This is a genomic window from Conchiformibius steedae, from assembly GCF_014054725.1.
In the GTDB taxonomy this organism is placed as follows: domain Bacteria; phylum Pseudomonadota; class Gammaproteobacteria; order Burkholderiales; family Neisseriaceae; genus Conchiformibius; species Conchiformibius steedae.
Genome location: NZ_CP059563.1, coordinates 539256 through 563991 on the forward strand (window position 1 = coordinate 539256; position 24736 = coordinate 563991).

25 protein-coding genes and 1 tRNA gene are annotated in these 24736 nt (G+C 52.2%); 15 read left to right on the forward strand and 11 right to left on the reverse strand.

Annotated elements, in window-relative coordinates; translation table 11 throughout:
* Window positions 1-50 precede the first annotated feature (50 nt).
* Together ilvD and proC are read right to left on the reverse strand one after the other, a co-directional pair.
* Window positions 51-1913, reverse strand: a complete 1863-nt coding sequence (gene ilvD / locus H3L98_RS03090) for a dihydroxy-acid dehydratase (protein ID WP_027022203.1) — start codon at window positions 1911-1913, stop codon at window positions 51-53.
* 34 nt (window positions 1914-1947) lie between these two features.
* Window positions 1948-2739, reverse strand: a complete 792-nt coding sequence (gene proC, locus H3L98_RS03095; protein WP_027022202.1) for a pyrroline-5-carboxylate reductase — start codon at window positions 2737-2739, stop codon at window positions 1948-1950.
* A gap of 173 nt (window positions 2740-2912) precedes the next feature.
* Between proC and hisD the strand changes: the two genes are divergently transcribed.
* Window positions 2913-4202: a histidinol dehydrogenase gene (gene hisD / locus H3L98_RS03100; protein ID WP_027022201.1), complete on the forward strand. Its 1290-nt coding sequence runs from the start codon at window positions 2913-2915 to the stop codon at window positions 4200-4202.
* A gap of 109 nt (window positions 4203-4311) precedes the next feature.
* On the forward strand, window positions 4312-5838 hold the full coding sequence (locus tag H3L98_RS03105; RefSeq protein ID WP_027022200.1) for an acetyl-CoA hydrolase/transferase family protein: 1527 nt from the start codon (window positions 4312-4314) through the stop codon (window positions 5836-5838).
* Window positions 5839-6035: 197 nt separating this feature from the next.
* Here the strand turns inward: H3L98_RS03105 and H3L98_RS03110 are convergent, their stop codons facing one another.
* The 4 genes from H3L98_RS03110 to ruvA are packed head-to-tail and all read right to left on the reverse strand — an operon-like array spanning window position 6036 to window position 8643.
* Window positions 6036-6611 (reverse strand): SMI1/KNR4 family protein, encoded by a 576-nt coding sequence (locus H3L98_RS03110; protein ID WP_169733466.1) that lies wholly within the window; start codon window positions 6609-6611, stop codon window positions 6036-6038.
* A gap of 37 nt (window positions 6612-6648) precedes the next feature.
* Window positions 6649-7131 (reverse strand): SMI1/KNR4 family protein, encoded by a 483-nt coding sequence (locus tag H3L98_RS03115; protein WP_027022198.1) that lies wholly within the window; start codon window positions 7129-7131, stop codon window positions 6649-6651.
* Window positions 7132-7137: 6 nt separating this feature from the next.
* On the reverse strand, window positions 7138-8025 hold the full coding sequence (locus tag H3L98_RS03120) for a polyprenyl synthetase family protein (RefSeq protein WP_027022197.1): 888 nt from the start codon (window positions 8023-8025) through the stop codon (window positions 7138-7140).
* Between the two features lie 39 nt (window positions 8026-8064).
* The gene (ruvA, locus tag H3L98_RS03125) at window positions 8065-8643 is read right to left on the reverse strand and encodes a Holliday junction branch migration protein RuvA (RefSeq protein WP_027022196.1); all 579 of its coding nucleotides are present in this window, start codon (window positions 8641-8643) and stop codon (window positions 8065-8067) included.
* A gap of 148 nt (window positions 8644-8791) precedes the next feature.
* Between ruvA and rplU the strand changes: the two genes are divergently transcribed.
* The 5 genes from rplU (at window position 8792) to rsmD (ending at window position 12725) form a co-directional block, all read left to right on the forward strand.
* Window positions 8792-9100 (forward strand): 50S ribosomal protein L21, encoded by a 309-nt coding sequence (gene rplU, locus H3L98_RS03130; RefSeq protein WP_027022195.1) that lies wholly within the window; start codon window positions 8792-8794, stop codon window positions 9098-9100.
* Window positions 9101-9128: 28 nt separating this feature from the next.
* Entirely contained in the window at window positions 9129-9401 is a 273-nt protein-coding gene (gene rpmA, locus H3L98_RS03135) for a 50S ribosomal protein L27 (RefSeq protein WP_027022194.1), read from the forward strand.
* Between the two features lie 131 nt (window positions 9402-9532).
* Entirely contained in the window at window positions 9533-11083 is a 1551-nt protein-coding gene (locus H3L98_RS03140; RefSeq protein ID WP_156932307.1) for a glycosyltransferase family 9 protein, read from the forward strand.
* A gap of 110 nt (window positions 11084-11193) precedes the next feature.
* Window positions 11194-12162, forward strand: coding sequence for a lipopolysaccharide heptosyltransferase I (waaC, locus tag H3L98_RS03145; RefSeq protein ID WP_027022193.1), 969 nt, complete (start codon window positions 11194-11196; stop codon window positions 12160-12162).
* Window positions 12141-12725, forward strand: a complete 585-nt coding sequence (gene rsmD / locus H3L98_RS03150; protein WP_027022192.1) for a 16S rRNA (guanine(966)-N(2))-methyltransferase RsmD — start codon at window positions 12141-12143, stop codon at window positions 12723-12725. Before waaC ends, rsmD begins: the two co-directional genes overlap by 22 nt.
* On the opposite strand, the gene H3L98_RS03155 is transcribed toward rsmD, so the two are convergent.
* Window positions 12722-13801 carry a metallophosphoesterase gene (locus H3L98_RS03155; RefSeq protein ID WP_027022191.1) on the reverse strand — a complete coding sequence of 360 codons (1080 nt, stop codon included), beginning with the start codon at window positions 13799-13801 and terminating at the stop codon, window positions 12722-12724. The two genes, rsmD and H3L98_RS03155, sit on opposite strands and share 4 nt — an antisense overlap.
* Before the next feature lie 68 nt (window positions 13802-13869).
* Entirely contained in the window at window positions 13870-14619 is a 750-nt protein-coding gene (locus H3L98_RS03160) for a hypothetical protein (RefSeq protein ID WP_156932305.1), read from the reverse strand.
* Window positions 14620-14818: 199 nt separating this feature from the next.
* Between H3L98_RS03160 and H3L98_RS03165 the strand changes: the two genes are divergently transcribed.
* From H3L98_RS03165 to H3L98_RS03180, 4 genes are all read left to right on the forward strand, one after another.
* Complete coding sequence (locus H3L98_RS03165) at window positions 14819-15616, forward strand: class I SAM-dependent methyltransferase (RefSeq protein ID WP_027022190.1); 798 nt, start codon at window positions 14819-14821, stop codon at window positions 15614-15616.
* Between the two features lie 207 nt (window positions 15617-15823).
* A complete protein-coding gene (gene fur, locus H3L98_RS03170) occupies window positions 15824-16261 on the forward strand; it encodes a ferric iron uptake transcriptional regulator (RefSeq protein ID WP_027022189.1) in 438 nt (145 codons plus the stop codon).
* 52 nt (window positions 16262-16313) lie between these two features.
* The gene (aat, locus tag H3L98_RS03175) at window positions 16314-17036 is read left to right on the forward strand and encodes a leucyl/phenylalanyl-tRNA--protein transferase (RefSeq protein ID WP_027022188.1); all 723 of its coding nucleotides are present in this window, start codon (window positions 16314-16316) and stop codon (window positions 17034-17036) included.
* Window positions 17037-17060: 24 nt separating this feature from the next.
* A complete protein-coding gene (locus H3L98_RS03180) occupies window positions 17061-17276 on the forward strand; it encodes a heavy-metal-associated domain-containing protein (protein WP_027022187.1) in 216 nt (71 codons plus the stop codon).
* A 47-nt stretch (window positions 17277-17323) separates the two neighbouring features.
* Here the strand turns inward: H3L98_RS03180 and azu are convergent, their stop codons facing one another.
* The 3 genes from azu to H3L98_RS03195 form a co-directional block, all read right to left on the reverse strand.
* Window positions 17324-17860: an azurin gene (azu, locus tag H3L98_RS03185; protein WP_027022186.1), complete on the reverse strand. Its 537-nt coding sequence runs from the start codon at window positions 17858-17860 to the stop codon at window positions 17324-17326.
* 55 nt (window positions 17861-17915) lie between these two features.
* On the reverse strand, window positions 17916-20273 hold the full coding sequence (gene ligA / locus H3L98_RS03190) for an NAD-dependent DNA ligase LigA (RefSeq protein WP_027022185.1): 2358 nt from the start codon (window positions 20271-20273) through the stop codon (window positions 17916-17918).
* Between the two features lie 96 nt (window positions 20274-20369).
* Window positions 20370-20445 (reverse strand) — tRNA-Phe (locus tag H3L98_RS03195).
* A 306-nt stretch (window positions 20446-20751) separates the two neighbouring features.
* Here H3L98_RS03195 and H3L98_RS03200 point away from each other — a divergent pair.
* The 4 genes from H3L98_RS03200 to H3L98_RS03215 are packed head-to-tail and all read left to right on the forward strand — an operon-like array spanning window position 20752 to window position 24732.
* Window positions 20752-22365, forward strand: coding sequence for a type IV pilus assembly protein FimV (locus H3L98_RS03200; protein WP_027022184.1), 1614 nt, complete (start codon window positions 20752-20754; stop codon window positions 22363-22365).
* 3 nt (window positions 22366-22368) lie between these two features.
* Complete coding sequence (locus tag H3L98_RS03205) at window positions 22369-23511, forward strand: hypothetical protein (protein ID WP_027022183.1); 1143 nt, start codon at window positions 22369-22371, stop codon at window positions 23509-23511.
* Window positions 23512-23530: 19 nt separating this feature from the next.
* Window positions 23531-24067, forward strand: coding sequence for a GTP-binding protein (locus tag H3L98_RS03210; RefSeq protein ID WP_027022182.1), 537 nt, complete (start codon window positions 23531-23533; stop codon window positions 24065-24067).
* 2 nt (window positions 24068-24069) lie between these two features.
* Entirely contained in the window at window positions 24070-24732 is a 663-nt protein-coding gene (locus H3L98_RS03215; protein WP_034333644.1) for a hypothetical protein, read from the forward strand.
* Window positions 24733-24736: the final 4 nt, after the last annotated feature.

The following is a 24736-nucleotide window of genomic DNA, read 5'->3' on the forward strand; positions in this document are numbered from 1 at the left end:
AAACCACGCCACGCATGATGCGTGGCGTGTGTGTTTTTGCAGATTGCGGATTAACGGCGTTCTACTTGCGAGACATCACGCACCGCGCCTGTATCGGCAGAAGTGGTCATGGCGGCATAGGCGCGTAAGGCGGCGGAAACGGGGCGTTGGCGGTTTTCGGGTTGCCACGCTTTGGCGCCACGGCTTTCCATTTCGGCGCGGCGGTTTGCCAGTTCTTCATCGGAAACGGCTAAATGGATGCTGCGTTTGGGAATATCAATTTCCACGATGTCGCCCTCACGCACCAAGCCGATTGCGCCGCCTTCAGCGGCTTCGGGGGAAACGTGTCCGATGCTTAAACCTGATGTACCGCCTGAAAAACGTCCGTCTGTAAGCAGGGCACAGGCTTTGCCCAAGCCTTTGGATTTTAAGTAAGACGTGGGATAAAGCATTTCCTGCATTCCAGGGCCGCCTTTGGGTCCTTCGTAACGGATAATGACGATGTCGCCCGCAACAATTTGGTTGTCCAAAATGGCGGCAACGGCGGAATCTTGGCTTTCAAATACGCGGGCGCGACCAGTAAATTGCAAAATGCTGTCGTCCACGCCTGCGGTTTTCACCACGCAGCCGCGTTCGGCGATGTTGCCAAACAGCACCGCCAAGCCGCCGTCTTGCGAATAGGCGTGTTGTTGGCTGCGGATACAGCCGTTTTCGCGGTCTAAATCCAAGCTGTCCCATTGGCGGTTTTGGGAAAAGGCTTGGGTGGTACGCACGCCACCAGGGGCGGCTTTGTAACGGGCGTGAGCGGCGTGGTTGTCGGGGTTCATCACGTCCCATTGTGCCAATGCGGCTTGCAAACTGGGGGCGTGTACGGTGGAAACATCGGTTTTCAGGCAGCCTGCGCGGTCCAGCTCGGCGAGAATACCCATCACGCCGCCTGCGCGGTGTACGTCTTCCATATGGTATTTTTGCGTGGCGGGCGCGACTTTGCACAAACACGGCACTTGGCGGCTGATGCGGTCAATGTCTGCCATTTTGAAATCCACTTCGGCTTCACGCGCGGCGGCGAGCAGGTGCAACACGGTATTGGTGCTGCCGCCCATGGCAACGTCCAAACTCATGGCGTTTTCAAACGCGGCTTTGGTGGCGATATTGCGCGGCAACACGCTTTCATCGTTTTGTTCGTAATAGCGTTTGGTGATGTCTACAATCAAACGTCCTGCCTGTAAAAACAGTTCTTTGCGTTCGGCATGGGTGGCGAGCAGCGAGCCGTTGCCCGGTAGCGACAAGCCCAAGGCTTCGGTTAAGCAGTTCATGGAATTGGCGGTAAACATACCCGAACACGAACCGCAGGTGGGGCAGGCGGAACGTTCTACCGCCGCCACTTCTTCATCGGAAACTTGGTCGTTGGCGGCATCCACCATCGCATCGACCAAATCCAGTTTGCGGGTGTCGGTGATGTTGATGCTGCCGATAACTTTGCCTGCTTCCATCGGTCCGCCTGATACAAACACGGTGGGAATATTCAGGCGCAACGCCGCCATCAGCATACCGGGGGTGATTTTGTCGCAGTTGGAAATGCACACCAGCGCATCGGCGCAGTGGGCATTAACCATATATTCCACGCTGTCGGCGATTAAGTCGCGGCTGGGCAGCGAATACAGCATACCGCCGTGTCCCATGGCGATGCCGTCATCTACGGCGATGGTGTTGAATTCTTTTGCCAAACCGCCTGCCTGTTCAATTTCGCGGGCAACCAGTTGTCCCAAATGGTGCAAATGCACATGTCCCGGAACAAATTGGGTAAATGAGTTGGCAACGGCAATAATCGGTTTGCCGAAATCGGCTTCGCCCACGCCGGTGGCGCGCCACAGGGCGCGTGCGCCTGCCATATTGCGACCATGGGTGGAGGTTTTGGAACGGTAATCGGGCATGGTTGGTGTCCTTTGGGATTGGGGTTGGAATCAATTAAATCTTTTCTGCCATTTCGCGGGAACGGGCAGCGGCGGCTTGTACGCCTTGTTCTAATAGCTTGGCTAATTCGTTGGCGCGGAAACTTTCCAAAGCAGCATAAGTGGTTCCGCCTTTAGAGGTTACTTGCTCTTGCAAAGCGGCGAAGCTGTCGGGCGAAGCGGCTGCCAATGCCGTTGCGCCGCGAAAGGTTTCCAATGCCAGCGTGTGCGCCTGTTCGGGCGTAAAGCCCAAATGTTGTGCGGATTGTTGCAGGGCGTTCAGCAGGTAAAACACATAAGCGGGACCGCTGCCGCTAACGGCGGTAAGGGCGTGCATTTGCGCTTCATTTTCCAGCCATAGGCAACGTCCGCAGGCGTTCATCAGGGTTTCGGCACGGGCGCGGTCGGCGGCATCAGCGGCATCGGCAGCGTATAGTCCCGACATCCCCATACCCACGGCAGCAGGCGTGTTCGGCATGATGCGGATAATGCGCTGTGTTCCGCCCAACATTGCCGACAACGCCGCCACAGGCAATCCCGCTGCAATCGACAGCACCAATGCGCCACCGTGTCGGACATCGGCACAGGCTTGTGCCATATCTTGCGGTTTGACTGCCAACACCAGCACATCATCTGCCTGTAAAGCGGGCAGGGTGTCAAGGGTGTGAATACCGAAACGCTGCATCAGGGTGTTGCGCCGTTCGGCGTTGCGCTCTGCCACGACCACGGGCGTACCATCGCCGTGCTGTTGCCAAGCGGCAATGATGGCAGCTGCCATATTGCCCCCGCCCAAAAAATACAATGTCATTGATTTAGCCTTTCTTTCTTTTTGGTTTGAACCGCTGCTGCTGATGGCGGTACAATGGCTGTGTACTTGCCAAACCTTTACTTAATATGCCCTTATACGGGTAGGGTATGTTCGGGCTGTGCAAGAAACAGACAATATTATCACAGGCAACCGTTTTTGTAGGATTCATAACCATGCTTCGTCTTTCCACCCAATCTTCCGACTTTTCCGCGCAATTAAACCGCCTGCTGGCGTTTGAAACCGCGCAAAACCCCGATACCGACCGCGCCGTTGCCGAGATTTGCGCCGATGTGCAAACACGCGGCGATGCGGCTTTGCTGGACTATACCGCCCGTTTTGACGGCTTGTCTGCCCAAAGCATGGCAGATTTAACCATTAGCGCAGATGAATTGGCAGCCGCGTTTGACCGTTTGCCTGACGAGGTGCGTGATGCCCTGCAAACCGCTGCCCGTCGCATTGAAAGCTATCATCAACGTCAAAAACTGCAATCGTGGCAATACACCGATGAAGACGGCACTTTACTGGGACAGCAGATTACCGCATTAGACCGTGTCGGTATTTATGTTCCGGGGGGCAAAGCCGCTTATCCCAGTTCCGTGCTGATGAACGCCATGCCTGCGCGTGTGGCGGGTGTGGGCGAAATCATTATGGTGGTGCCTACACCCAAAGGCGAGCGCAACGATATTGTATTGGCAGCCGCACATTTGGCGGGGGTAAACCGCGTGTTTACCATCGGCGGCGCACAAGCTGTCGCAGCGCTGGCATACGGCACGCAAACCGTTCCCCAAGTAGATAAAATCACGGGGCCGGGCAACGCCTATGTGGCTGCTGCCAAACGGCGCGTATTCGGCACGGTAGGCATTGACATGGTGGCAGGACCTTCCGAAATTTTGGTGATTGCAGACGGCAGCGTTCCCGCCGATTGGGTAGCGATGGATTTGTTCAGCCAAGCCGAACATGACGAAATCGCCCAAGCCATTTTAATTGCCACTTCCCCCGCCTATTTGGACGACGTGGCGCAATCCATTGAACGCCTGATTGCCGATATGCCCCGCCGCGACATTATCCAAGCCTCGCTTAACAACCGTGGCGCGATGATTTTGGCACAAGATTTGGACGATGCCTGCGCCGTTGCCAACCGCATTGCCCCCGAGCATTTGGAATTGTGTGTAGAAAACCCCGAACAATGGGCGCAAAAAATCCGTCACGCGGGCGCGATTTTTATGGGTGGATACACCAGCGAAAGTTTGGGCGACTACTGTGCGGGACCCAACCATGTTTTACCGACCAGCCGCAGTGCGCGTTTTTCTTCCCCCTTGGGAACGTATGATTTTCAAAAACGCAGCAGCCTGATTCGCGTTTCCCGCACAGGCGCACAACAATTAGGGCAAACCGCTTCCGTACTTGCCCACGGCGAAGGCTTAACCGCCCACGCCCGCGCTGCCGAAGTGCGTATGGAATAAAACCCATGCCCGCAAACGGTAGGGTTGAAACCGTTTGTTATACGCTTTTTGCAGTAAATACACTTTTACGCTATAGTTTGCTTTTCCCACCCTTCAGGAGAACCCCTCAATGACCCAAGCAGCAGAACGCGTGCGCCACGCAGGATTGCGCGACAAAATCATGTCCGCCGAACAAGCCGCCGATTTTATCCAAAACGGCATGACCGTAGCCGTAAGCGGCTTTACCGGTGCGGGCTACCCCAAAGCCGTTCCCACCGCCGTTGCCGAAAAAGCCAAAGCCGCCCATGCACGCGGCGAAGCCTTTGCCATCGGCGTGGTAACGGGCGCATCTACCGCCCCCGAATGTGACGGCGTATTGGCGGCTGCCAACTGCGTCAGCTTCCGCAGCCCCTTCCAATCCGACCCCACTTTGCGTAACGGCATCAACGCAGGCAACACCGCTTACCAAGATATGCACCTGTCGCACGTTGAACAGCAAATGCGTCAAGGTTTTTACGGCGCGTTTGATGTCGCCGTGATTGAAGCCGTTGCCATTACCGAAGCAGGCAAAATCATTCCCGCGATGGGCATCGGTCACATGAACGAAGCCGTGAAAGCCGCCAAAAAAGTGATTATTGAAGTCAATACCGCCCAAAACGCCCAATTGGAAGGCATGCACGACATTGTTCACGACATCGGCGTACCGCCCTACCGCCAACCCATTCCCTTGGTCGGACCGTTTGACCGCATCGGCGCACCGTATATGGAATGCGATTTGGACAAAATCGTCGCCATCGTGTTTACCGACAGCGGCGACCGCAACAGCAAGTTTGCCGACCCCGACGACAACTCCAAACGCATTGCTGCCCAAATTATTGATTTCTTTAATCACGAAGTGAAAGCAGGACGTTTGCCGAAAAACCTGCTGCCTTTGCAATCGGGCGTAGGCAATGTGGCAAACGCCGTGTTGGCAGGCTTGTTGGACGCACCGTTTGACGACTTAACCGGCTACACCGAAGTGCTGCAAGACGGTATGTTGGATTTGATTATTGCAGGCAAAATGAAATCCGCTTCCGCAACTGCCTTGTCGTTCAGCCCCGATGCGCTGCAACGCTTTAACGACAATATTGAATTTTTGCGCGACAAAATCGTTTTGCGCCCAATGGAATACACCAACAGCCCCGAAGTGATTCGCCGTTTGGGTGTGATTGGCATGAACGCCATGATTGAGGCGGATATTTACGGCAATGTGAATTCCACTCATGTGATGGGTACGAAAATGATGAACGGCATTGGCGGTTCGGGCGACTTTACCCGTAACGCTTTCTTCTCGTTCTTTGTGTCGCCCTCTGTTGCCAAAGACGGCGCGATTTCCTGCATTGTGCCGATGGTTTCCCACCACGACCACACCGAACACGATGTGATGTTTATCGTAACCGAGCAAGGTATGGCGGATTTGCGCGGCAAAGCCCCGCGCCAGCGTGCCAAGCTGATTATTGAAAACTGCGCCCACCCCGACTACCGCGACCAGTTGCGCGACTACTTTGACCGCGCCGAAAAAGCGGAAAAAGTGGGCTTGCACACCCCGCACCTGCTGGCGGAAGCGCTGTCGTGGCACCAACGCTTTGTGGAAACAGGCGATATGCGTGTGAAATAACACATTGATTTAATGTGAAAGCAGGCTGTCTGAACGGTTTTCAGACAGCCTGTTGCTTTAATGGGTAAACTGAAAACGTCTAGATAAAAAATTATACAATTGCTATGTGCAAATTTTGTATGAATGTAGGATAATCTATAGTGTTAAGATGGAAATGGCTTTAGATTTACGCTATGTTTTCATTAAATCTGAATATCTTACAGTAAGTAACCCATTGTCAATTCCTTAAAACGATTAGGATTGCCATTAAATATTTGTGTCCATCTTTTTGAGTAGCGAACAATATTTTTCCGATAAGCAATTAATAAATCAAATAGTGTTCCCCATTCCTTAAATTGAACTTCTTCCATATTTTCATCATATTTATAAATAATATCATTATTTCTATTAGTCAGTAGAAAATAGGAAATAATGCCTTCATTCTCATATGAAAAATGAAAATATTGTTCTTGTACCAAATTAATTTGGTTTTCCCTTAAAAAGTCTGATAAACGTTCATCATTCTGCGTATCTAATTGATGTTGTATGCCAAAATATCTACTATCAGGATTGTAAATACTATCAAAGATTGAGATATATTCCCCTAGAAGTAGCCCTCCAGAACATTTACCCATTGTCATTAAAAATTCCCTAAATTGTCCTTGTACAGATAAATTGTAGCGTTGTTCAATTTCTTGAATTTCTTCTTTGTTATACCCTTGAATTAATTCAGGACGGGTAAAATCATGGTGCTTGGGACGGATAGCCAATAAGGTTTCTAGTAAAGTGGTCATAATTCGGTCAATCTGCCGGGGTTGAAATTTGCAAGGTCTATGGGGCAATCCAAGGAATATCATTCGGGGTGAGCAATAATTTTTCAAAAAACGCTGTAAGCGAATCAGCAATTTTGCCTCCGTGCATCCAATAAACTCCTGTGTCGGAATCATCTGATTTCATGCAGATAAATGATGAAGGATTGACTTCAAAAAACGGCAGCGTATTGTCTTCCACTTCAAAAAACGGACGTTCCCCGTGTTCGCCCAATAGAATTTCTTTAACTGCTAAAGGGGATAGGATTTGATTGCTGCATTCGGACAGGGTTAAACCGTTGCTGCTGCAATGGATAAAGCCTTCCCCCACTTCCAGCCAAAATCTTTTTAACTGCTTGGGAATCGGAATGATTTTTTGCAGTTCGTTTATCTCGTTTGGGTGGATACGGATAAATAAATTTTTAGGAAAATAATCGGTTTGTGAGCGTAAAAATGTGTCCCTGTTTTCAAAGGTAACGGCGTTTTGGAGAACAAAGTTAAACATAGGGCTTTAATATCCGCGCCGTACACTGAATTCCGCCAAATGGCGCAGGTGGTCGGCGCGGCTGGTGTAGGGGGTAAGCGCGTCCAGTGCTTCGGCAAGCAGTTGTTCGGCGTATTGGCGGGCGGGGGCGATGCCCATTAGTGCCACATAAGTGGGTTTGTCGGCTTGGTTGTCTTTGCCTGCGGTTTTGCCTAGGGTGGCGGTATCGGCTTCGCAATCCAGTACATCATCAATCACTTGAAACGCTAAACCGATTTTGCTGGCATAGGTGTGTAGATTGGCAAGGTCGCTATCGTGCAAATCGGGGCAACACAGTGCGCCCAGTTGCACGGCAGCATCAATCAGCGCACCGGTTTTGCGGCTGTGCATACGGGCAAGGGCATCGGCATCTAGGCTTTGTCCGACACTCGCCAAATCAATGGCTTGTCCGCCTGCCATGCCGTAACTGCCTGATGCGTGTGCCAATGTGTTGAGCAGACGGATTTGGCGTTCGGCGGGCAGGGTGGTGGGGCGCGACAGCAGGTCAAACGCAAGGGTTTGCAGGGCATCGCCTGCCAGCAGGGCAAAGGCTTCGCCATATTGAACGTGGCAGGTGGGTTTGCCACGGCGCAGTTCGTCGTTGTCCATGGCGGGCAGGTCGTCGTGTATCAGTGAGTAAACGTGAATGCACTCAACGGCTGCCATGGCGTGTTCCAAGGCGGTGGGGCAGGGCGTGCCGAGTTCGGCAGCAGCGGCAACCAGCAATGGGCGCAGACGTTTACCGCCGTCTAAAGTGCTGTAGCGCATGGCTTGGTGTAACAGCGCGGGTTCGCTGTCGGCAGGGGGAAGCAGGCGTGCCAATAATTGTTCGGTACGGGCGCGGGTTTGGGTTTGCCAATCGTGAAAATGGGACATGGTTTTTACCTTTTTAATCAAAATGAAGGGGTAAGAAGTTTAAGATTTAACCAGATTTTTTAATGCCAAGCGCACGCCTTCGCCCACATCGCTATGAGGGGGTAGGTTTTTGACTGCGCTTTGGGCTTCGCGTTCGTTGTAGCCCAATGCCAGCAGGGTGGCGACAATATCGGCTTGAGACGAAGAAGCATCGGCAGATAACAAGGCATTATCAGCAGCGGTCAATTTGCCGCGCAGTTCCAAAACCATGCGTTCGGCGGTTTTTTTGCCAATCCCCGGAACAGACGATAAACGTTTCACGTCTTCCTGCGCCACGGCTTGTGCCAATTCGTCTGCACTTAATGCCGATAATACACCCAAAGCGGTTTTGGCACCGATGCCGCTGACTTTTAATAATTGGCGGAAAGCGGCGCGTTCGCCACGTTCGGCAAAACCGTATAATAAATGCGCGTCTTCGCGTATGACCAATTGCGTGTACAGGCGCACGGCTGCACCTGTGGCGGGCAGGGCGCAAAAAGTCTGCATGGAAACATCAATTTCATAACCCACGCCGTGCGTTTCCACCACAATTTGCGGGGCGTGTTTTTCGGTAAGCGTGCCGGCAATGTGACCAATCATGGCATTCCCCTGTGTAAAAAGGCGATTGTAACGTGAAACCGCGCACTTGCGTTTGCCCCTAACGTTTATTTGGGCTATAATGCGCCGTTTTGTTGCCGCGCCCGCTGGGGATGCGGTATGTTTTCACACTAAATACACGGAGTTGAGTATGTATGCGGTCATAAAAACCGGCGGTAAGCAGTATAAAGTGCGCGTCGGCGAAAAATTGAAAGTAGAACAGATACCTGCCGAACTCGACAGCCAAATCGAACTGAACGAAGTTTTGATGATTGCTGACGGCGACGCGGTAAAAGTGGGTGCGCCCTTTATTGAAGGTGCAAAAGTGACTGCCAAAGTGGTGGCACACGGTCGCGGCGAAAAAATCCGCATTTTCAAAATGCGCCGCCGCAAACACTACCAAAAACGCCAAGGTCACCGTCAAAATTTCACCCAAATTGAAATCGTGGCGATTGCCTAATTTGCAACCAATTTAAGGAGTATCCGACATGGCAACCAAAAAAGCAGGCGGCAGTTCCAAAAACGGCCGCGATTCCGAAGCCAAACGACTGGGCGTAAAAGCCTTTGGTAACGAACTGATTCCCGCAGGTTCCATCATCGTGCGTCAGCGCGGTACCAAATTCCACGCAGGCACCAATGTAGGCATGGGCAAAGACCACACCCTGTTTGCCAAAGTGGACGGTTATGTAGAATTTGCCGTAAAAGGCCGTTTGAACCGCAAAACCGTTAGCGTTCGCCCCTACACTGGCGAAGAAAACTAAAAACGATATTGAATTAGGCGCGATTTTTCTGCCTAAATTCTTGAATATCCGTTTAAAAGACGCAAAACCCCGTTCCCGTTTAAGGACGGGGTTTTTATATACAATCCATTGTTTTGAAAAAAGTGGCAAGCGTGAACGTTCTCTATTTGGGCGCGAAAAACGCCGATTATCTGCACAGCTTGGGCGATTGGCACGCGATGCAGGTGCAAGTGCCTGATGATAATGATGTGTCGTCTTGGCACTATTTGCCCGAAGTGGCAGATGAAACCTTTGATGCGGTGCTGGTGGCGCAAGACGTATCGTCAGCGGCACACGCGGACAGTTTTGCCAATTGGATGCGTGTATTGCGCCGTGGCGGACAATTGTTTTTGGAAAACAGCAGCGACAATCACAACTTACTGGTGCGCGGTTTGTCGCTGATTGAGCCTTTGGCGGAAACGGTGGAAGCGCAGGAAGCCACACGCACCACCATGGTACGCAAAAAAGCCAAGTTTTTTCCGGCTACCCATCATGTTCTTGCTGCTTTGCACGCTGAAATTGCAGGTGAAATCCAACAAGCGCATTATCACTATACCTTTGCCCGCACCGTTGCACCTGCTGATTGGGATGCAGCGCATTATCTTGCCTTGTTTTACAACCGCCAAAATCAGTTTGAACAAGCCGATAAATTGTGGCAACAAATGCACCACCAATATCCCCGTTCCACCAAACCTTTGATAATGCAGGTATTGAATACCCTGATTGCAGGCGATTATTTGCGGGGTTTTCGTATGCGCGAAGCCTATGCGGAACGCTTTTTGCCTTACGAGCGGCGCAGCCATGCTTATCCGCCGCCGCCTGTCCGTTTGTATCCGAAGCGCTGGCAGGGCGAAAACCTAAACGGCAAAACCTTGATTGTGTGGAGTGAATTTGGTTTGGGCGATGAAATCATGTTTGCATCTTTGGCAAGGTGGCTGAAACAAGATTGCGGTGTGGCGCGGCTGCTGTGGGTGGTGCAACCGCCTTTGGTGGATTTGCTGCGCAGTCACCCCGATATTGACGAAGTTATCAGTGCCGATACCGCCGCACAGCATTGTCCGCCTGTGGATTATTGGGATTTTCCGCACGCGCTGCTGGCGCATTGTGAGCAGCCGTTTGCCGATTTACCTAAGCGCAGCCCGTATTTGTTTGCCGATGCGGATAAGGTGCGCGCTTTTGATGTGTCTGCCGCAGCGGGTAAGTTGAAAATCGGTTTGGTGTGGCGCGGCGACCCGCGTCATGAAAACGATGCCATGCGTTCGCTGCACCGTCCTGAATTATTGGATACTTTGTTAGACATTCCCAATACAGCATGGTTTAACCTACAAAAATCGGTAAACGATGAAGAAGCGCAATGGTTGCAATCTCGCCCGATTACAGATTGGCGCGGGCAACTGCACGATTTTGCCGATACCGCAGCAGCATTGTCGCAATTGGATTTGCTGGTTACGGCGGATACTTCGGTGGTACACGCGGCGGGGGCGTTGGGTGTGCCTGCGCTGGTGATGTTGGCACCTGTGTATGATTGGCGTTGGGGTTTGCCGCAAAACGGTGTGAGTCCGTGGTATCCCAGCGTGGAAAAAGTGTTTGCGCCCCATCCTTTGGCGGGCTGGATAGGCAAGATTGGGTGTGTGCGCGAAAAAATAGTCAATATAGTTGATTAAAATCAAAACGATATGGCGTTGCCAACGCCCTGATGTACTGTTCGTACACGGCGGGCGTTGTCGCCTTGTCTCGTTTTTATTTTTATCAACCATATCATCAAGGAAAAATCATGAAAATCCTGCTGGTGCGCCTGTCGAGCATGGGCGATTTGATTCATACGCTGCCTGCGCTGACGGATTTGGCGCGGCATCGCCCTGATGTGCAATTGGATTGGTTGTGCGAAGCGGCGTTTGCGGATATTGCGCGGCTGCATTCTTTTACGGCAAAGGTGTTGCCAATGCAGTGGCGGCAGTGGCGTAAACAGCTACTTAAAAAAGAATCTTTTAAAGAATCCTTTGCTGCGCTTGATGAATTGTGTGGTGCGTTGCGTGCGGCGCGTTATGATTGGGTGCTGGACAGTCAAGGTTTGCTGAAAAGCGCGGCGTTTGCGCGTTTGGCGGGTGCGCCTGTGTATGGTTTGGACAAAAACAGTGCGCGTGAACCTTTGGCAACGTGGGCGTACCATCGCCGTTTTGCGGTGGAAACGGGGCGCGATGCGGTGTGGCGCAACCGTACTTTGTTTGCACAAGCTTTTGCTTATTCGTTTGAGGGTGCGGCGGATTTTGGCGTGTCGGGGGGAACGGGTTTCCGTTTGCCCGAAATGGCGCAGCCTTACGGGGTGGTTTTGCATGCTGCCAGCCGCGCCGACAAACATTGGCAAGCCGATGCGTGGCGTGAGCTGATGCAGCGTTGGCATCAGGAACAGGGTTTGCCGTTGTGGTTGCCGTGGGGCAGCGATGCTGAGCGTGAACGTGCTGAACAACTGGCACAGGGTTTGGATTTTGTGCGCGTGTGTCCGCCATTAAGTTTGGCACAGGCGGCAGACGTATTGCGCGGGGCTACCGCTGTGGTGGGCGTGGATACGGGTTTGCTGCACCTTGCCGATGCCGTAGGCGTGCCAGTGGTGGGAATTTATACTGCCAGCCATCCGCACAAAACAGGTTTACAACCGTCTGCGCGGGCGTGTGCCGTGGGCGCGATGGGACAAATACCCACTGTAAATGAAGTGTATCAGGCATTGCAGCAGGTGATGCCATGAACAAAAAACACGCCAAACACAGCAATCAGGTACGCATCAGCGGCGGCATTCACCGAGGGCGCAAATTGAGTTTTGCCGATGCCGAAGGTTTGCGCCCCACACCCGAAAGCGTGCGTCAAAAGCTGTTTAATTGGTTGGGACAGGAATTATACGGACAAAGCGTCTTGGATTTGTTTGCGGGCAGCGGCGCATTGGGTTTGGAAGCCGCATCGCGCCATGCTGCGCGGGTGTGTTTGTGCGAAAAATCCCGTCCAAGCGCGCAAACGCTGCAATCCCATATCCGCACTTTAAATTTAACGGCAACGGTGCAGGTAGTATGTGCCGATGCCTTGGCGTTTTTGGCGCAAACAGGCGAAACATTTGATATTGTGCTGCTGGATCCGCCGTTTGCATGGCAGCAGTGGGACGGTTTGTGGACGTTGCTGCGCCCGCGTTTGGCAAACGGTGCGCGGGTATATATTGAAGCAGGGATGTTGCCCGACCTACCTGATTGGCTGGTGTTGCGCCGCGAAGGACGGGCAGGGCAAAGCCGTTTTGGGCTGTGGGAATATGTGGGGGATTAGGGTTGTTTGCTGTTCACATCAATGATCCACACTTCCGCTTGCGAACCCAAACGCAGCGGCACACCCCAAAAACCATAACCCGATGTCACAACAAAATGGGTTTGGTTAATGCGTTCGTAGCCGTAATGAATGCGGTTAAGGGCGCGAACCAACAGATTGAGCGGAAAAACCTGTCCGTTATGCACATGCCCCGAAAGCTGGATGTCAATCGGCATTTGGGCGTGGGCTTCGGCATCGTCAGGACGGTGGTCCAGCAGAATGACAGGTTGCTTGGCATCGGTTTGGGCAAGCAGCTGTTCGGTGGGCAGGCGTTGGCTGTTTAATTTGTCGGGACGACCTGCCACCCACACGCGCCCGTCCAATAGTACGGCTTCATCGTTTAATACGCGGATGCCTGCGCGTTGCAGGGCTTGGGTGATTTGCTGCTGGTGTCCGAATAAATCGTGGTTGCCCAAAGTGGCATACACACCCAAAGGGGCGCGTAAATTCAGCAATTCGCTGTGCATGTTTTCGGCTTCATAGGCTGCGGTGTTATCGTCCATAATGTCGCCTGGCATGAGAATCACATCTGCCTGTTCACGCTGCATGATTTGGGCGAGGGTGCGGATTTGCCGTTTGCCTGCCAATACGCCCCAATGGGTGTCGGCAGCCATGCCGATGCGTAGGGGTTTGGTTAAAGGTTTGTCTAAAGTGATGCTGATGTGGCGCACCACAGGCACATAGGCGTGATAGACAGACCATGCGGGTAGGGCAAGAAAAATGGCAGCAGCAGTGATGCGTAACACGCGCTGGCGTTGTGGGTGGTGTCGGAAAGCAAATTGGTTTAACAGTAGCACCGCGCCTGCGCTCAAACAGGCAAACCACAACAACGCCAGCCACGCCGCTACCCAGCGCGGCGACAGCATCAGCCTTAAACTGCTCAATAAAATAATGGTGTTACCGATTAAAAACACCGCCCACAATACAGAACGGCGGCTTACGCCCAGCCACCACACCAAGGCACGCGCTGCGCCATAGTGCAGCAGTTGTACCGATAACAACACCGCTGCCATTATCCACAAAAATTTTCCTGCCATATCTGCTTTCTAAAAAAAGACGGTAAAAACAAGGTGTTTTTACCGTGAGTCAAAGGGGAAAGAGGGCTTTATTTTACCATTTCTTTGCTGATGGCTTTGATGTTCAGTTCGCGGTCTTTGATAATACCCATTAAGCGGTTGATTTGTGAAGTATTACCTTTTTTGCGGGCTGCGTTTAACTGCGATTGCGCGGCTTTTAGCGCAGCACGTTCCCGATTGATTTCGCGTTCTAAAATTTGGCGGCGGGTGAGCGCGGGGGCAGATGGTGCAGTTTTAGCAGTCGGCATTTTAACAGTGGGCGCAGGTTGGGGAACTGATTTGCCTTTGCCTTTGCTGCGTGTGGGATTGGACGCGGGCGGTTTGCGTAACTGAACATTCACTTTGGTTTTGCTGGATTTGTCGGTGTTGCCCGAGCCTTTTTCAGCTTTATCCTTTTTGTTTTTTTCTTTTTCAGCCTTTTCGGGCTTGGTGGGTTTTTCCACTTTTTCAATGGTTTCGGTTACGGGTGGTGTGACTTCGGGCAACACGGTAACATCATCATCGCGGCGGATATTATCCCAAATACGGCGCAATTCTTCCGAAGGTTTTAAGGCTTGTGCAGGGGCGGTTTGCTCGGTTGCAGCCTCTTCAGCGGGGGCGGAAGCGGCAGCCGTTTCTGCCGTGTCGGGTTCGGGCGCTGCGGCATCGGCAGAAGCGGCAACTGTTACAGCAGGGGCAGATGCCGCCGCATCGGTCGGTTCGTTTAGTGAAGCGCAGGCACCGGTAGCAAACAAAGTGAAACCAATCAGCCACAAACGGAATAATGTTTTTTTCATCATGCATTCTTTGGGTTTTGAAACTTCGCCAAGTGTGGCGTAAAACTGCTGAATTGAAAGGTTAATTTTTCCCTTCCAAAATCAGGGCGGCGCAAAAGCCTTGCCCCAATGTGTACAAATATGCCAAATATTGTAAACCATATCGGGTAAAATTCAACCGTTTTACCCCGAATAAAGGGGCTTTGGTTCTAAAGGAAGCCGCATGATAAATACCGACCGCTATGCCGTTCACCGCCATTTGGCACACATTATGGACACACGGCTGGCACTGCTCAAACACGCCCCGCGTCAGATTATCTTGGCGGGCGCAGACGGCGACGGCGGGCGCAGCCTGTTGGCGGCGCGTTTTCCGCAAGCCCGTTTTCGTGAATACGACCCCCGCCCAGATTTTTTAGACGATGCCGCAGCCGTGCGCAAAACAGGCTTACTGGCAAAATGGACAGGCAAAACCGTTGTCCAACACTGCCAAAGCATTGCCGAACCTTTGGGCGAACCTGCGGATATGTTGTGGGCGAATTTAAGTTTGCTGACTGAAACCGCGCCTGTTGCCGTGTTTGAAAATTGGGCGGCTGCACTCAAAAACGGCGGCTTGCTGTTTTTCAGCCATTTGGGTGGCGACAGCTTGGCAGACATACGCACCCTGTTGGCAGACAACCAAATTTCCTGCCCCGCGCCCACTTTGCTGGATATGCACGATTTGGGCGATATGCTGTTTCATCACGGCTTTTACGACCCCGTGATGGACACCGAAAAACTGGTTTTAACCTACCGCAGCGCCGAAGCCCTGTTGCAGGATTTGAGCACTTTGGGCGCATGGCAGGCATTGCAGTGCGACAACCCCGCCGCTGCCGAAAACCTGATTCGTCAAACATGGCAGCAAGGCGGATTGCGCCAAATCACCTTGGAAACCGTGTTCGGACACGCCGTTAAAAAAGCCGATTTGGCAGCCAACGAACAAGAAATCCGTTTTATCCCGCGTGCAGAGAAAAAATCTTCGTAATCTGTAGTTAGTCAAGGAAAAAAACTGTGTGATTGGGCTGGGCGCTTGGTGTTACACCGCAGCCCTTAAAACTGATGTGCTGTGTTTTAGCCAATTTTGAAAACCGCTTTAAAACTTTTTATCGGCGCAGCGTGTGCAAAGCCGTGAAAAATGCGTATGATTGGGCGGTTTGCCTATAAGCAGTCAATTGATTAAGGATAGATAACAATGAACAATATTACCCAATTAAAAAGCAACGGTTTGAAAGTTACCGGTCCGCGTTTGAAAATACTGGATTTGTTTGAGCTGTACGCCGAGCGTGAAAGTGAACGCCATTTAAGCGCGGAAGACGTGTACCGTATTTTGTTGGCAGAAGGCGTAGAAGTGGGCGTTGCCACCATTTATCGTGTGCTGACCCAGTTTGAACAGGCTGGTATTTTAATCCGTCACCATTTTGAAGGTGGAAAAGCCGTTTACGAACTGAATCAGGAAGAACACGACCATATTATGTGTGTGAAATGCGGGTTGATTACCGAGTTTCAAAACAAAGAAATGGAAGCCATGCAAGAGCGCATTGCCGCCGAAAACGGCTACCGTGTGGTGGACCATTCGCTGTATTTATACGGTGTGTGCGCCGACTGCCAAAAAAAAGAAAAAAAACGTTAACCCCCGATTTGACAGGCTGTCTGAAACCGTTTCGGACAGCCTGAATCACGATATGGACATTCCCTTTCTTCCCCCCGATGATTTGACTTTCCCCGACCCGCGCCCCGCACTTGCCTGTTCCAAGCGCAACGGTTGGGTGTGCGTGAGTGCCGATTTGCGCCCCGAACGGATTTTGGCGGCGTACCGCTGCGGGATTTTTCCGTGGCACAGCGACCGTGATTATGTTTACTGGTTTGCCACCGCGCCCCGCGCCGTGCTGTATCCCGCCGAATTGCACCTTTCCCGTTCGCTTGTCAAAACCCTGCGAAATCGTGCCTACCGCGTTAGCGTAAATCAGGATTTTGCAGCGGTGATGGGCGAGTGTGCTGCTGCACCGCGTGTTGGGCAAGACGGTACTTGGATTGCGCCCGCGTTTCAACGGGCTTACGGTGCATTGCATCAGCAAGGTTTTGCCCATTCGTTTGAATGCTGGTTGCCTGACGGTAAGGGCGGTGAAATATTGGCAGGCGGTTTGTACGGCGTACAAATCGGCGCGGTGTTTTTTGGCGAATCCATGTTTGCTAAATTACCCGATGCGTCTAAAATCGCCTTTGCCTGTGCCGTGCCTTATTTGGCAGACTGCGGCGTGCGCCTGATTGATTGCCAGCAGGACACGGGACATCTGGCGCGTTTCGGTTCGCGTACGCTGCTGTTTGACGATTTTCAACAGGCTTTAGCCGAATATACCGTTTTACCCTGCGCCATCGGGCGCGGAACGGTGCGCGAAAACCCTTAACCCATATTTATCAAGGAAATATAAATGGAAACAGTTATTTTAGCAGTAAATGGCATGAGCTGTGCAGCGTGTGTGCGCGGGGTGGAACAGGCTTTAAACGGCTGTGCGGGCGTGGCGCAGGTGTTGGTGGATTTGGCATCAGGTAAGGCAAAGGTGCAGTTTGACCCACAGCAAACCGATGTGGCACAGTTGGCAGCGGCGGTAGAAGCAGCGGGATTTGATGCGGCTGTGGCAGACTGATGGCAAAAAATACACCGTTTGGCTGTGGGGCGAAACGGTGTATGGGTTTAGCTGTTGGGATAAGTGATATTAACTTTCCCGCGCATTTTGTGGTGTCCTAAAAACGAGCAGAAATAAACGTAGTTGTTGCCCGGTTTGAAATGGTTGGTTTTAAAGGTAACGCGCTGCTCTTCGCCGCCGCCTGCCAGTTTGGTGTTGGCAATCACGCGCGGGTCGTTGGGTTTGAGAAAGTCGGATTTCGCGCCCAAATCCACGCCGTCTGCCAAAATGCCGCTTTCGTCCGTATCTTTGGCGATAACGACATTGTGTCCGCGGGCGTTGCGCGGCAAGTAGCCGATATTGCGTACCACAATGGTAAATTCGGCGCATTTGGAGGCGTCAATATTGATTTCGGCTTTGTCGTACACCATAGAATGGTTGCCGGTCATGATTGCGCTGCATTCGGGATTCAGCGCTTGGGCTGTGGCAGAGGCAGCGGCGTTGGGTGCGGCGGTGGTGTGGCGTTTGGTGTCGGCGGGCGTGCCGCTGTCGGAACACGCGCCCAACAGCAGCAGGCACAGGGGCAGAGTCAAATATTGTTTCATTATGATTCCTTTTCGGTTTGAAACCCCGCCGCAAACGGCGGTAAAACGGGTGTGTTTATGCTTTTGGGGGCAGCAGCGCCAGCAAGGCGGCTTCGTCTAATATAGTAATGCCCAATTGTTGTGCTTTGTCCAGCTTGCTGCCTGCTTTGTCGCCCGCCACCACAAAATCGGTTTTTTTGGAAACGCTGGAAGTAGTTTTTCCGCCTGCGCTTTCGATGAGTGCTTGTGCTTGTTCGCGGCTCAAACTGGGTAATGTGCCTGTCAGCACAAAGGTTTTGCCAAGCACGGCGGAAGCGGACGCTGCAGATACGGGCGCATTATCCTTGTTAAGGGTGGTTTCGGGCAAGTTTTGTAAAAAAGCAGCGATTTCGCGCAATAAGGCGGCGTGTTCGGGGTGGCTGCGCCATTGTTGCCATTCGGCTGGTAAAACGGGGTCGTCCAACAAACCACCGATGCTGCTGCCTGCCAGTTCCCACAGCGCTTGGGCGCGTTTTTCGCTGAGTTTGGCGGCGGGCAGTTTTGCCAACCAACGCGCAGGCGCGGCGGTGCTGTGCCAATCCAGCGTAACCGTTTGCGGCTGTGGCTGTACGCCTGCTGCCAACAGCCTTTGTGCCAAAGCGTTTTGTTCGGGGGTGCGGAAAAACCGCGCAATGGAACGCGCCACCACGTCGCCAATATCAGGCAAACACGCCAATACGGCTTCGGGCGCGGCGGCTACCCGTTCCAGCGTACCGAAAGCGGCGGCAAGCTGTTTGGCGGTGCTTTCGCCCACATGACGGATGCCCAAAGCGAATAAAAACCGTGCCAATGTCGGCGTTTTGCTGGCAGCGATGCCGTCTAAAATATTTTGCGCCCATTTCACTGCTTGGCTTTCGGGGTCTTTAATGGACTGCAAAGCGGCTACGTCCAGCGCGTAAATATCGGCAAAATCGCGCAAAATACCGCGTTCTGCCAAGGCTTCAATCTGTTTTTGTCCCAAGCCGCCAATGTCCATCGCTTTGCGTGAAGCAAAATGAATCAGCCCTTGAACGCGCTGCGCCTGACACAATAATCCTGCACTGCAACGCAAAGCTGCCATGCCTTCATCTCGCACGGTTTCGCCGCCGCAAACGGGGCATTGTGCAGGCAGTTCAAACGGCGGATGCAACGGCGTTTGCTGTTCGCCAAATAAATCGTCCGAGCGCATCGGGCGCAGTTCGGGCAACACGCGCACCACTTCGGGAATCACGTCCCCCGCACGGCGCACCATAACCGTATCGCCCACGCGCACGTCTTTACGGCGCACTTCGTCCTGATTGTGCAAAGTGGCATTGGTAACGTTTACCCCGCCAACAAACACAGGCTTTAAACGCGCCACAGGCGTGAGTACACCTGTGCGCCCTACCTGCACATCAATGCCTTCCACCTGTGTCAGTGCTTCTTCGGCAGGAAATTTATGTGCAATCGCCCAACGCGGGGCGCGGGAAACAAAACCCAATTGTTCCTGTTGTGCCAAATCGTTTACTTTCAGCACCATGCCGTCAATCTCATAAGGCAGATGCGGGCGTGCATGCGCCATTTGCTCATAAAACGCCAAGGCTTCATCTATGTCGGCGCAGACTTTCCATTCGTTTTCTGCCACAGCAAAACCCAAGCTGTGCAGCCAATGCAGTTCATCTGCGTGGGTAAGCGGTGCGGTTGCGCCTTGGCAGCGGGCAATGCCATAGGCAAAAAAATGCAGTTTGCGTTGCGCGGCAATGGCGGAATCCAATTGGCGCAAACTGCCTGCAGCGGCGTTGCGCGGGTTGGCAAAGGTTTTTTGTCCGTTTTGTTCCTGACGTGCGTTTAAGGCAGCAAAATCGCTTTTGAGCATCAATACTTCACCGCGCACTTCCAATAATTCAGGCAAGGTGTCGCCGTGCAGTTTTAAGGGTATGCTGGCAATGGTGCGGATATTGTGGCTCACGTCTTCGCCCGTTTCGCCATCGCCGCGTGTGGCTGCCAGCGTTAAGATGCCTTGCTGGTACAGCAGGCTGACTGCCAAGCCGTCAAATTTGGGTTCAATGGTGTAAACAGTGTGGCGAACACCCAAATCTTTGCACACGCGCTCGTTAAACGCATACATTTCGGCGTGGTCAAATGTGCCGTTTTCGTCTTGTGGCGAGAAGGCATTGTTCAGCGACAGCATGGGAACGGCGTGGCGCACTTCGGCAAAACCGTCTAGTGGTTTATTGCCCACTCGGTCGGTAAAGTTTTCTTTGCGCTTATTACTGTTATGGTACTGTGGAAATTCTTTTTCTAAGTCCTGTAATTGGCGGAATAAACGGTCATATTCATCATCGGATATGGTGGGTGCATTTAAAGTGTGGTATTCATAGGAATAACGGTATAGCTGTCGTCTGAGCTTGTTTATGCGTTCGCGGGTAGAGGTCATATATAGGTAGAGGAAAAAATCTAACAATGGCGATTGTATCGCAGCATGAAAGACGACAAAAGCCCGAAAAATTATTTTCGGGCTTTAGCAAGAATTTGGTGGCCAGAGGCAGGATCGAACTGCCGACACACGGATTTTCAGTCCGTTGCTCTACCGACTGAGCTATCTGGCCAAACAAACCGCCATTTAAACACAGCTGCGCGGGCTTGGCAAGTGTTTTTGTACAAAGGGCGCGGGCGCGGAAAACAGGGGCAGGACAGGGCAGACGGCGGGCGTGTCGGCACAAGTGGTGGTAAAAAACCAAATTTTTATGTAAAGAAACGTTTACAAAGAAGAAAAATGTTTACAGAGGCATCGCAATGTAAAAAAAAATGATAGAATATCGGCTATTGTGGATTTTTGCTGATTTTGTTTATTGGGATGAAAGTGTGGATATGAAGCAGAGAATCAATTTCAAACAGATACAGGAGCAACGCTTATGGATGCTTTAACCAATCCCGTGGTTTTGGGGATTGTCGGCGCCGTAGTGGTGTTGGCTGTGGTCGGCGGGGTTCTGTTTGTCGTGTTGAAAAAACGGGACGGACAGGACGATGACCGCCGTGCCGATGCAAACCGCAGCGGCCGCCGCACGGGAGCGTCCAAACGTCGTGAAAACGATGATGATGACGAACCTGTACGCACCCCCGCATCTAGGGTAAAGGCAGGGGCGAAAAACACAGCAGAGCCTGCCAAGCAGCCCGAACGTGCCGCAAAAACCAAAGCGGAAGAGCCGCTGCCTGCCGAAGATGAAGCCGTTTTAGAAGAAACGGAAGAAGTGGCGGGCGACGAATGGGACTGGGGTAGCACGTCGGCATCCAGCGCAGTGGTGGACGATACCAAAGTATCAGTGCAGGATGTGGATCCGCTAACCGAATTTAATGTGTACAAACAATTTGGTTATGTGGACAAAGCCGCCGAATCGCTGGCGGCTTATTTGAAAAATCATCCCGATAAGGCAAACGATAAAAATTTGGTGGACGAACTGCTGGATTTGTGGCTGCAGGCGAAAAAAACCGACGAGTTTTCCGATGCATTGACACAATATCAGGAAATGTTTGACCAAGCGGCGTTGGCAGAATATGTCAAACAAGGTTTGGCGCTGGATGCCAACCATTTGGGTTTGCGCGTGTTGGCAGAATCGCGTTTGGGTTGGTCGGTGAAAAAAACCGCCAACGAAATCGGCGAGCAAACCGAAGAAACACCCGCCTTGCCAGAACGCCCGCAATTGGGTCTGCCTAACAAACAGTCCGAAGAAGCCGCACAAGCCGCTGCCAAAGCTGCGCGTAAAGAGCTGGTGTCGGGCAATGCGCCTTTGGCGGGGGTGGAAAACGAAGAAAAAGGCACGGTATTGGCGTTTATGCAGCCCGAACAAAGCATGAAACTGCTGAAAGGCATGCTGCGGTACGATGTGTCCAACCGCTATCTGAACAAAGCCATCCGCTCGTCCACCAAACCTGCTGCGCTGCTGATTGATGCGCTGACTATGGACTATAAAGCCAAAAACCTGCGCAGTTTTATCGAGCATTTGTGGAATTTGTACTACAGCTTGGGCAATGGCGGACGTCAGGTAAAAGAGCGTATGTTGGGTTTGGGTTACAGCATGATGGGCGAACATCCGATTTTCCCTTTGTTGGAAACCCACGCGGGCGATACAGCGATTTTGCGTGAAATCGGTATCCGTAACGGCTTTATCGAGGCCAGTGCCGCTGCCAAAAAAGGTCGCCATAAGAGCTTGGTAACCGAAAAAGTGGATGTGGACAACGAGCCCAAAACCCCCGCCGAACGCGTACTCAAAGAAGCGGAATTCCTGCTTATGTACGGTCAGTTGGACCAATCGATGGATTTGCTGGAATCGGCAATCCGCGAATACCCGCAAGAAGCACAACTGTACATTACCTTGTTCGATTTGTACGAGCGTGCCGAAGAATGGGCGCGTTTGGGCAAACTGGTTCAGGATTTGCGTACTAAGGTTCAAACCTTGCCTGAAGAAGTGGTGCTGGCAATGAGCCAGTTGCTGCAGCGTTTTAACAACCAAGGTGCTTTAGGACGGTAAGTGATGAATAACAATATCCCGCAAGTAAAAACCGTCAAGTTGCTGTTTGTGGCTATGGACGAACGGCAGCAGGCGATGTTTAAGATGGCGTTTAAAATGCACAGCACCACGTCCTATCAGGTAATCGGTGCAGATAGCAGCGAACGCCCCGAAATGGTGATTGTGGACGGCGACGGACCGATGGGTGCGGCGGTGTGGCAGAAAGCCAAAACCGATTACCCCAAAAGCGTGGTGGTGTTTTTCTCAAAACGCCCGCCGATGATTACTGCGCCCTATCTTTCCAAACCGATTAAGTTTGACACGCTGTTTTTAAGCCTGCGTAATTTGTTGCAGGGCAACGGCGTATGGGTGGGTAATCTGGCAAACGGGCAGCAGCAGGGCGCGGCGGCGCAGCAGGCGCAGCAACAGCCTGCCGAACCTGCCAAACCTGCACACCCCGAACGGGCAGCTGAAATGCGCATTCCGCGTTTTGACCCGCGCCGCGGTTTGTTGGGGCGTTTTCGCGAATTGCTCAATCAAAGCAAAGACACGGTAATCGTGTTTAAAGAAAAGCCCGTGTTGGCGGTTTTTCCGTCCATTCAGCGCGTGTGGGTGCCCGATTCCAAGCTGCTGGAAGAGCTGTGTCGTCAGGAACAGCCTGATATTAAGGTAAAAATTATTTCTGAAGGCAGTCAGATTCAGGAACGTGCTAATGCCACGGTGGTATCGTGCATGTGGCAGGTGGCGGTGTGGACGGCAAACGGACGTTTGGTGTATCCGCTTACGCCTTCTACGGTGTGCCGTTTGAAGCAGTGGCCCAATCTGACCCGCCTGGCACCTTTGCCCGAATCAATGCGTTTGTCGGCGTTTTTGACCAAAACATCGGTCAGCCTGAATATGCTGTATAAAATGATGCCTTTGGATATGGCGGATATTTTGAATTATATCGCTGCTACTTATCTGACTGATTATTTGGCGGTTAGTCAGACTGGGGCTGCGGCTGCCGATAGTGCTGCCGCCGCTGCCATGCCCAAAGCAGTACGCCGCGCCGCCGCGCCGGAGCGTTCCGAAGGACGCGCTCGTGCGGCAGATGATGATGAAACCGAGCAGCCGAAAAAAGAAGGCGGTCTGCTCAGCCGTTTGATGAAGCGATTACTCAGTAAATAACGAAGGCATCGGAATTATGTTGGTAGAAAACAAAATTGTATTTACAGGTCCTGTCGGTGTGGGCAAAACCACCGCGATTGCCGCCTTGTCGGACGAGCCGCCGATTCAAACCGATGCCAACGCATCGGATATGACCGCCGTGCGCAAGGGCTACACCACCGTGGCAATGGACTATGGTCTGATTCAGTTAGATGAAAACACCAAAGTGCATTTGTACGGCACGCCCGGTCAAGAGCGTTTTGATTTTATGTGGGATATTTTAAGTCAGGGCAGCATGGGTTTGGTGCTGCTGCTGGACAATACCCGTGCCAATCCGCTTAAAGATTTGAAGTTCTTTTTGGACTCTTTTGCCGATTTGCTCAAAACCGCCCCTGTGGTTATCGGTGTGACCAAAATGGACATCCGCGCCGTGCCAGGTATTGATGTGTACCAAAAATACTTGGCGCAGCACAATATGGTAGCCCCCGTGTTCGAGGTGGACGCGCGAAACGAGGAAGACGTTAAACAATTGGTAACAGCCATGCTGTTTCAAATCGACCCCGGTTTAGAGGTATAATAATGGATTCTAATTCTACTTTGTCTTTACAGGCCAATTTGTATCCGCACATCACGCCCGCCGGTGCGTTTTACGCTGTTACAAACAAAAGCGAGAGCGCCAGCCGCACGCTGTTGGCGAATATTTTGAAATCGGGCAGCGCACCGATGACCCCCGAACGTTTGCAGCAGTGGGCGCAAACCAACGATATGGAAGCCGCATTAAGCCTGCTTTACCGTATGCAGCGTTTGGAATTTATTTACGGCGACGATGCGCCTGCCAAAATGCCCGTGATTAACGAAACCGTATTGGGCAAGCTGCTGCCTTTGATGTCGGACAACCAAAAAGCCCTGCTGATTGACCAAGACGGTTTTTACTTTGCCAATGCAGGCTTTAACCACGAAGCCGCAGAAGAAGTCGCAGTATTGGCAAGCGAAGCCATCCGCCTGTCGGAACGCCACTCGCTGCTGATTAAAAACAACCTGAATATCTACCAAAGCGCATGGGGCTTGTGCGACCCGAACGGTCAAAGCGAATTAACCTTCTTCCCGATTTATATTGATAAATCACGCTTTATTCTGGTAACGGGCGGAACACCGCAACTGCATAAAGATGCCTTTGTATCGTTGGTGCATGTGTTGTACCGTACCCGCCAAGGCGCTGCCGGGCTGGCTGTAGGCGCTTAACAGC

Excerpts from the sequence above, each read along its gene's own strand:
- ilvD (WP_027022203.1), bottom strand. The coding sequence starts at position 1,913 with ATGCCCGATTACCGTTCCAAAACCTCCACCCATGGTCGCAATATGGCA.
- proC (WP_027022202.1), bottom strand. The coding sequence starts at position 2,739 with ATGACATTGTATTTTTTGGGCGGGGGCAATATGGCAGCTGCCATCATT.
- hisD (WP_027022201.1), top strand. The coding sequence starts at position 2,913 with ATGCTTCGTCTTTCCACCCAATCTTCCGACTTTTCCGCGCAATTAAAC.
- H3L98_RS03105 (WP_027022200.1), top strand. The coding sequence starts at position 4,312 with ATGACCCAAGCAGCAGAACGCGTGCGCCACGCAGGATTGCGCGACAAA.
- H3L98_RS03110 (WP_169733466.1), bottom strand. The coding sequence starts at position 6,611 with ATGACCACTTTACTAGAAACCTTATTGGCTATCCGTCCCAAGCACCAT.
- H3L98_RS03115 (WP_027022198.1), bottom strand. The coding sequence starts at position 7,131 with ATGTTTAACTTTGTTCTCCAAAACGCCGTTACCTTTGAAAACAGGGAC.
- H3L98_RS03120 (WP_027022197.1), bottom strand. The coding sequence starts at position 8,025 with ATGTCCCATTTTCACGATTGGCAAACCCAAACCCGCGCCCGTACCGAA.
- ruvA (WP_027022196.1), bottom strand. The coding sequence starts at position 8,643 with ATGATTGGTCACATTGCCGGCACGCTTACCGAAAAACACGCCCCGCAA.
- rplU (WP_027022195.1), top strand. The coding sequence starts at position 8,792 with ATGTATGCGGTCATAAAAACCGGCGGTAAGCAGTATAAAGTGCGCGTC.
- rpmA (WP_027022194.1), top strand. The coding sequence starts at position 9,129 with ATGGCAACCAAAAAAGCAGGCGGCAGTTCCAAAAACGGCCGCGATTCC.
- waaC (WP_027022193.1), top strand. The coding sequence starts at position 11,194 with ATGAAAATCCTGCTGGTGCGCCTGTCGAGCATGGGCGATTTGATTCAT.
- H3L98_RS03155 (WP_027022191.1), bottom strand. The coding sequence starts at position 13,801 with ATGGCAGGAAAATTTTTGTGGATAATGGCAGCGGTGTTGTTATCGGTA.
- H3L98_RS03160 (WP_156932305.1), bottom strand. The coding sequence starts at position 14,619 with ATGATGAAAAAAACATTATTCCGTTTGTGGCTGATTGGTTTCACTTTG.
- H3L98_RS03165 (WP_027022190.1), top strand. The coding sequence starts at position 14,819 with ATGATAAATACCGACCGCTATGCCGTTCACCGCCATTTGGCACACATT.
- fur (WP_027022189.1), top strand. The coding sequence starts at position 15,824 with ATGAACAATATTACCCAATTAAAAAGCAACGGTTTGAAAGTTACCGGT.
- aat (WP_027022188.1), top strand. The coding sequence starts at position 16,314 with ATGGACATTCCCTTTCTTCCCCCCGATGATTTGACTTTCCCCGACCCG.
- H3L98_RS03180 (WP_027022187.1), top strand. The coding sequence starts at position 17,061 with ATGGAAACAGTTATTTTAGCAGTAAATGGCATGAGCTGTGCAGCGTGT.
- azu (WP_027022186.1), bottom strand. The coding sequence starts at position 17,860 with ATGAAACAATATTTGACTCTGCCCCTGTGCCTGCTGCTGTTGGGCGCG.
- ligA (WP_027022185.1), bottom strand. The coding sequence starts at position 20,273 with ATGACCTCTACCCGCGAACGCATAAACAAGCTCAGACGACAGCTATAC.
- H3L98_RS03200 (WP_027022184.1), top strand. The coding sequence starts at position 20,752 with ATGGATGCTTTAACCAATCCCGTGGTTTTGGGGATTGTCGGCGCCGTA.
- H3L98_RS03205 (WP_027022183.1), top strand. The coding sequence starts at position 22,369 with ATGAATAACAATATCCCGCAAGTAAAAACCGTCAAGTTGCTGTTTGTG.
- H3L98_RS03215 (WP_034333644.1), top strand. The coding sequence starts at position 24,070 with ATGGATTCTAATTCTACTTTGTCTTTACAGGCCAATTTGTATCCGCAC.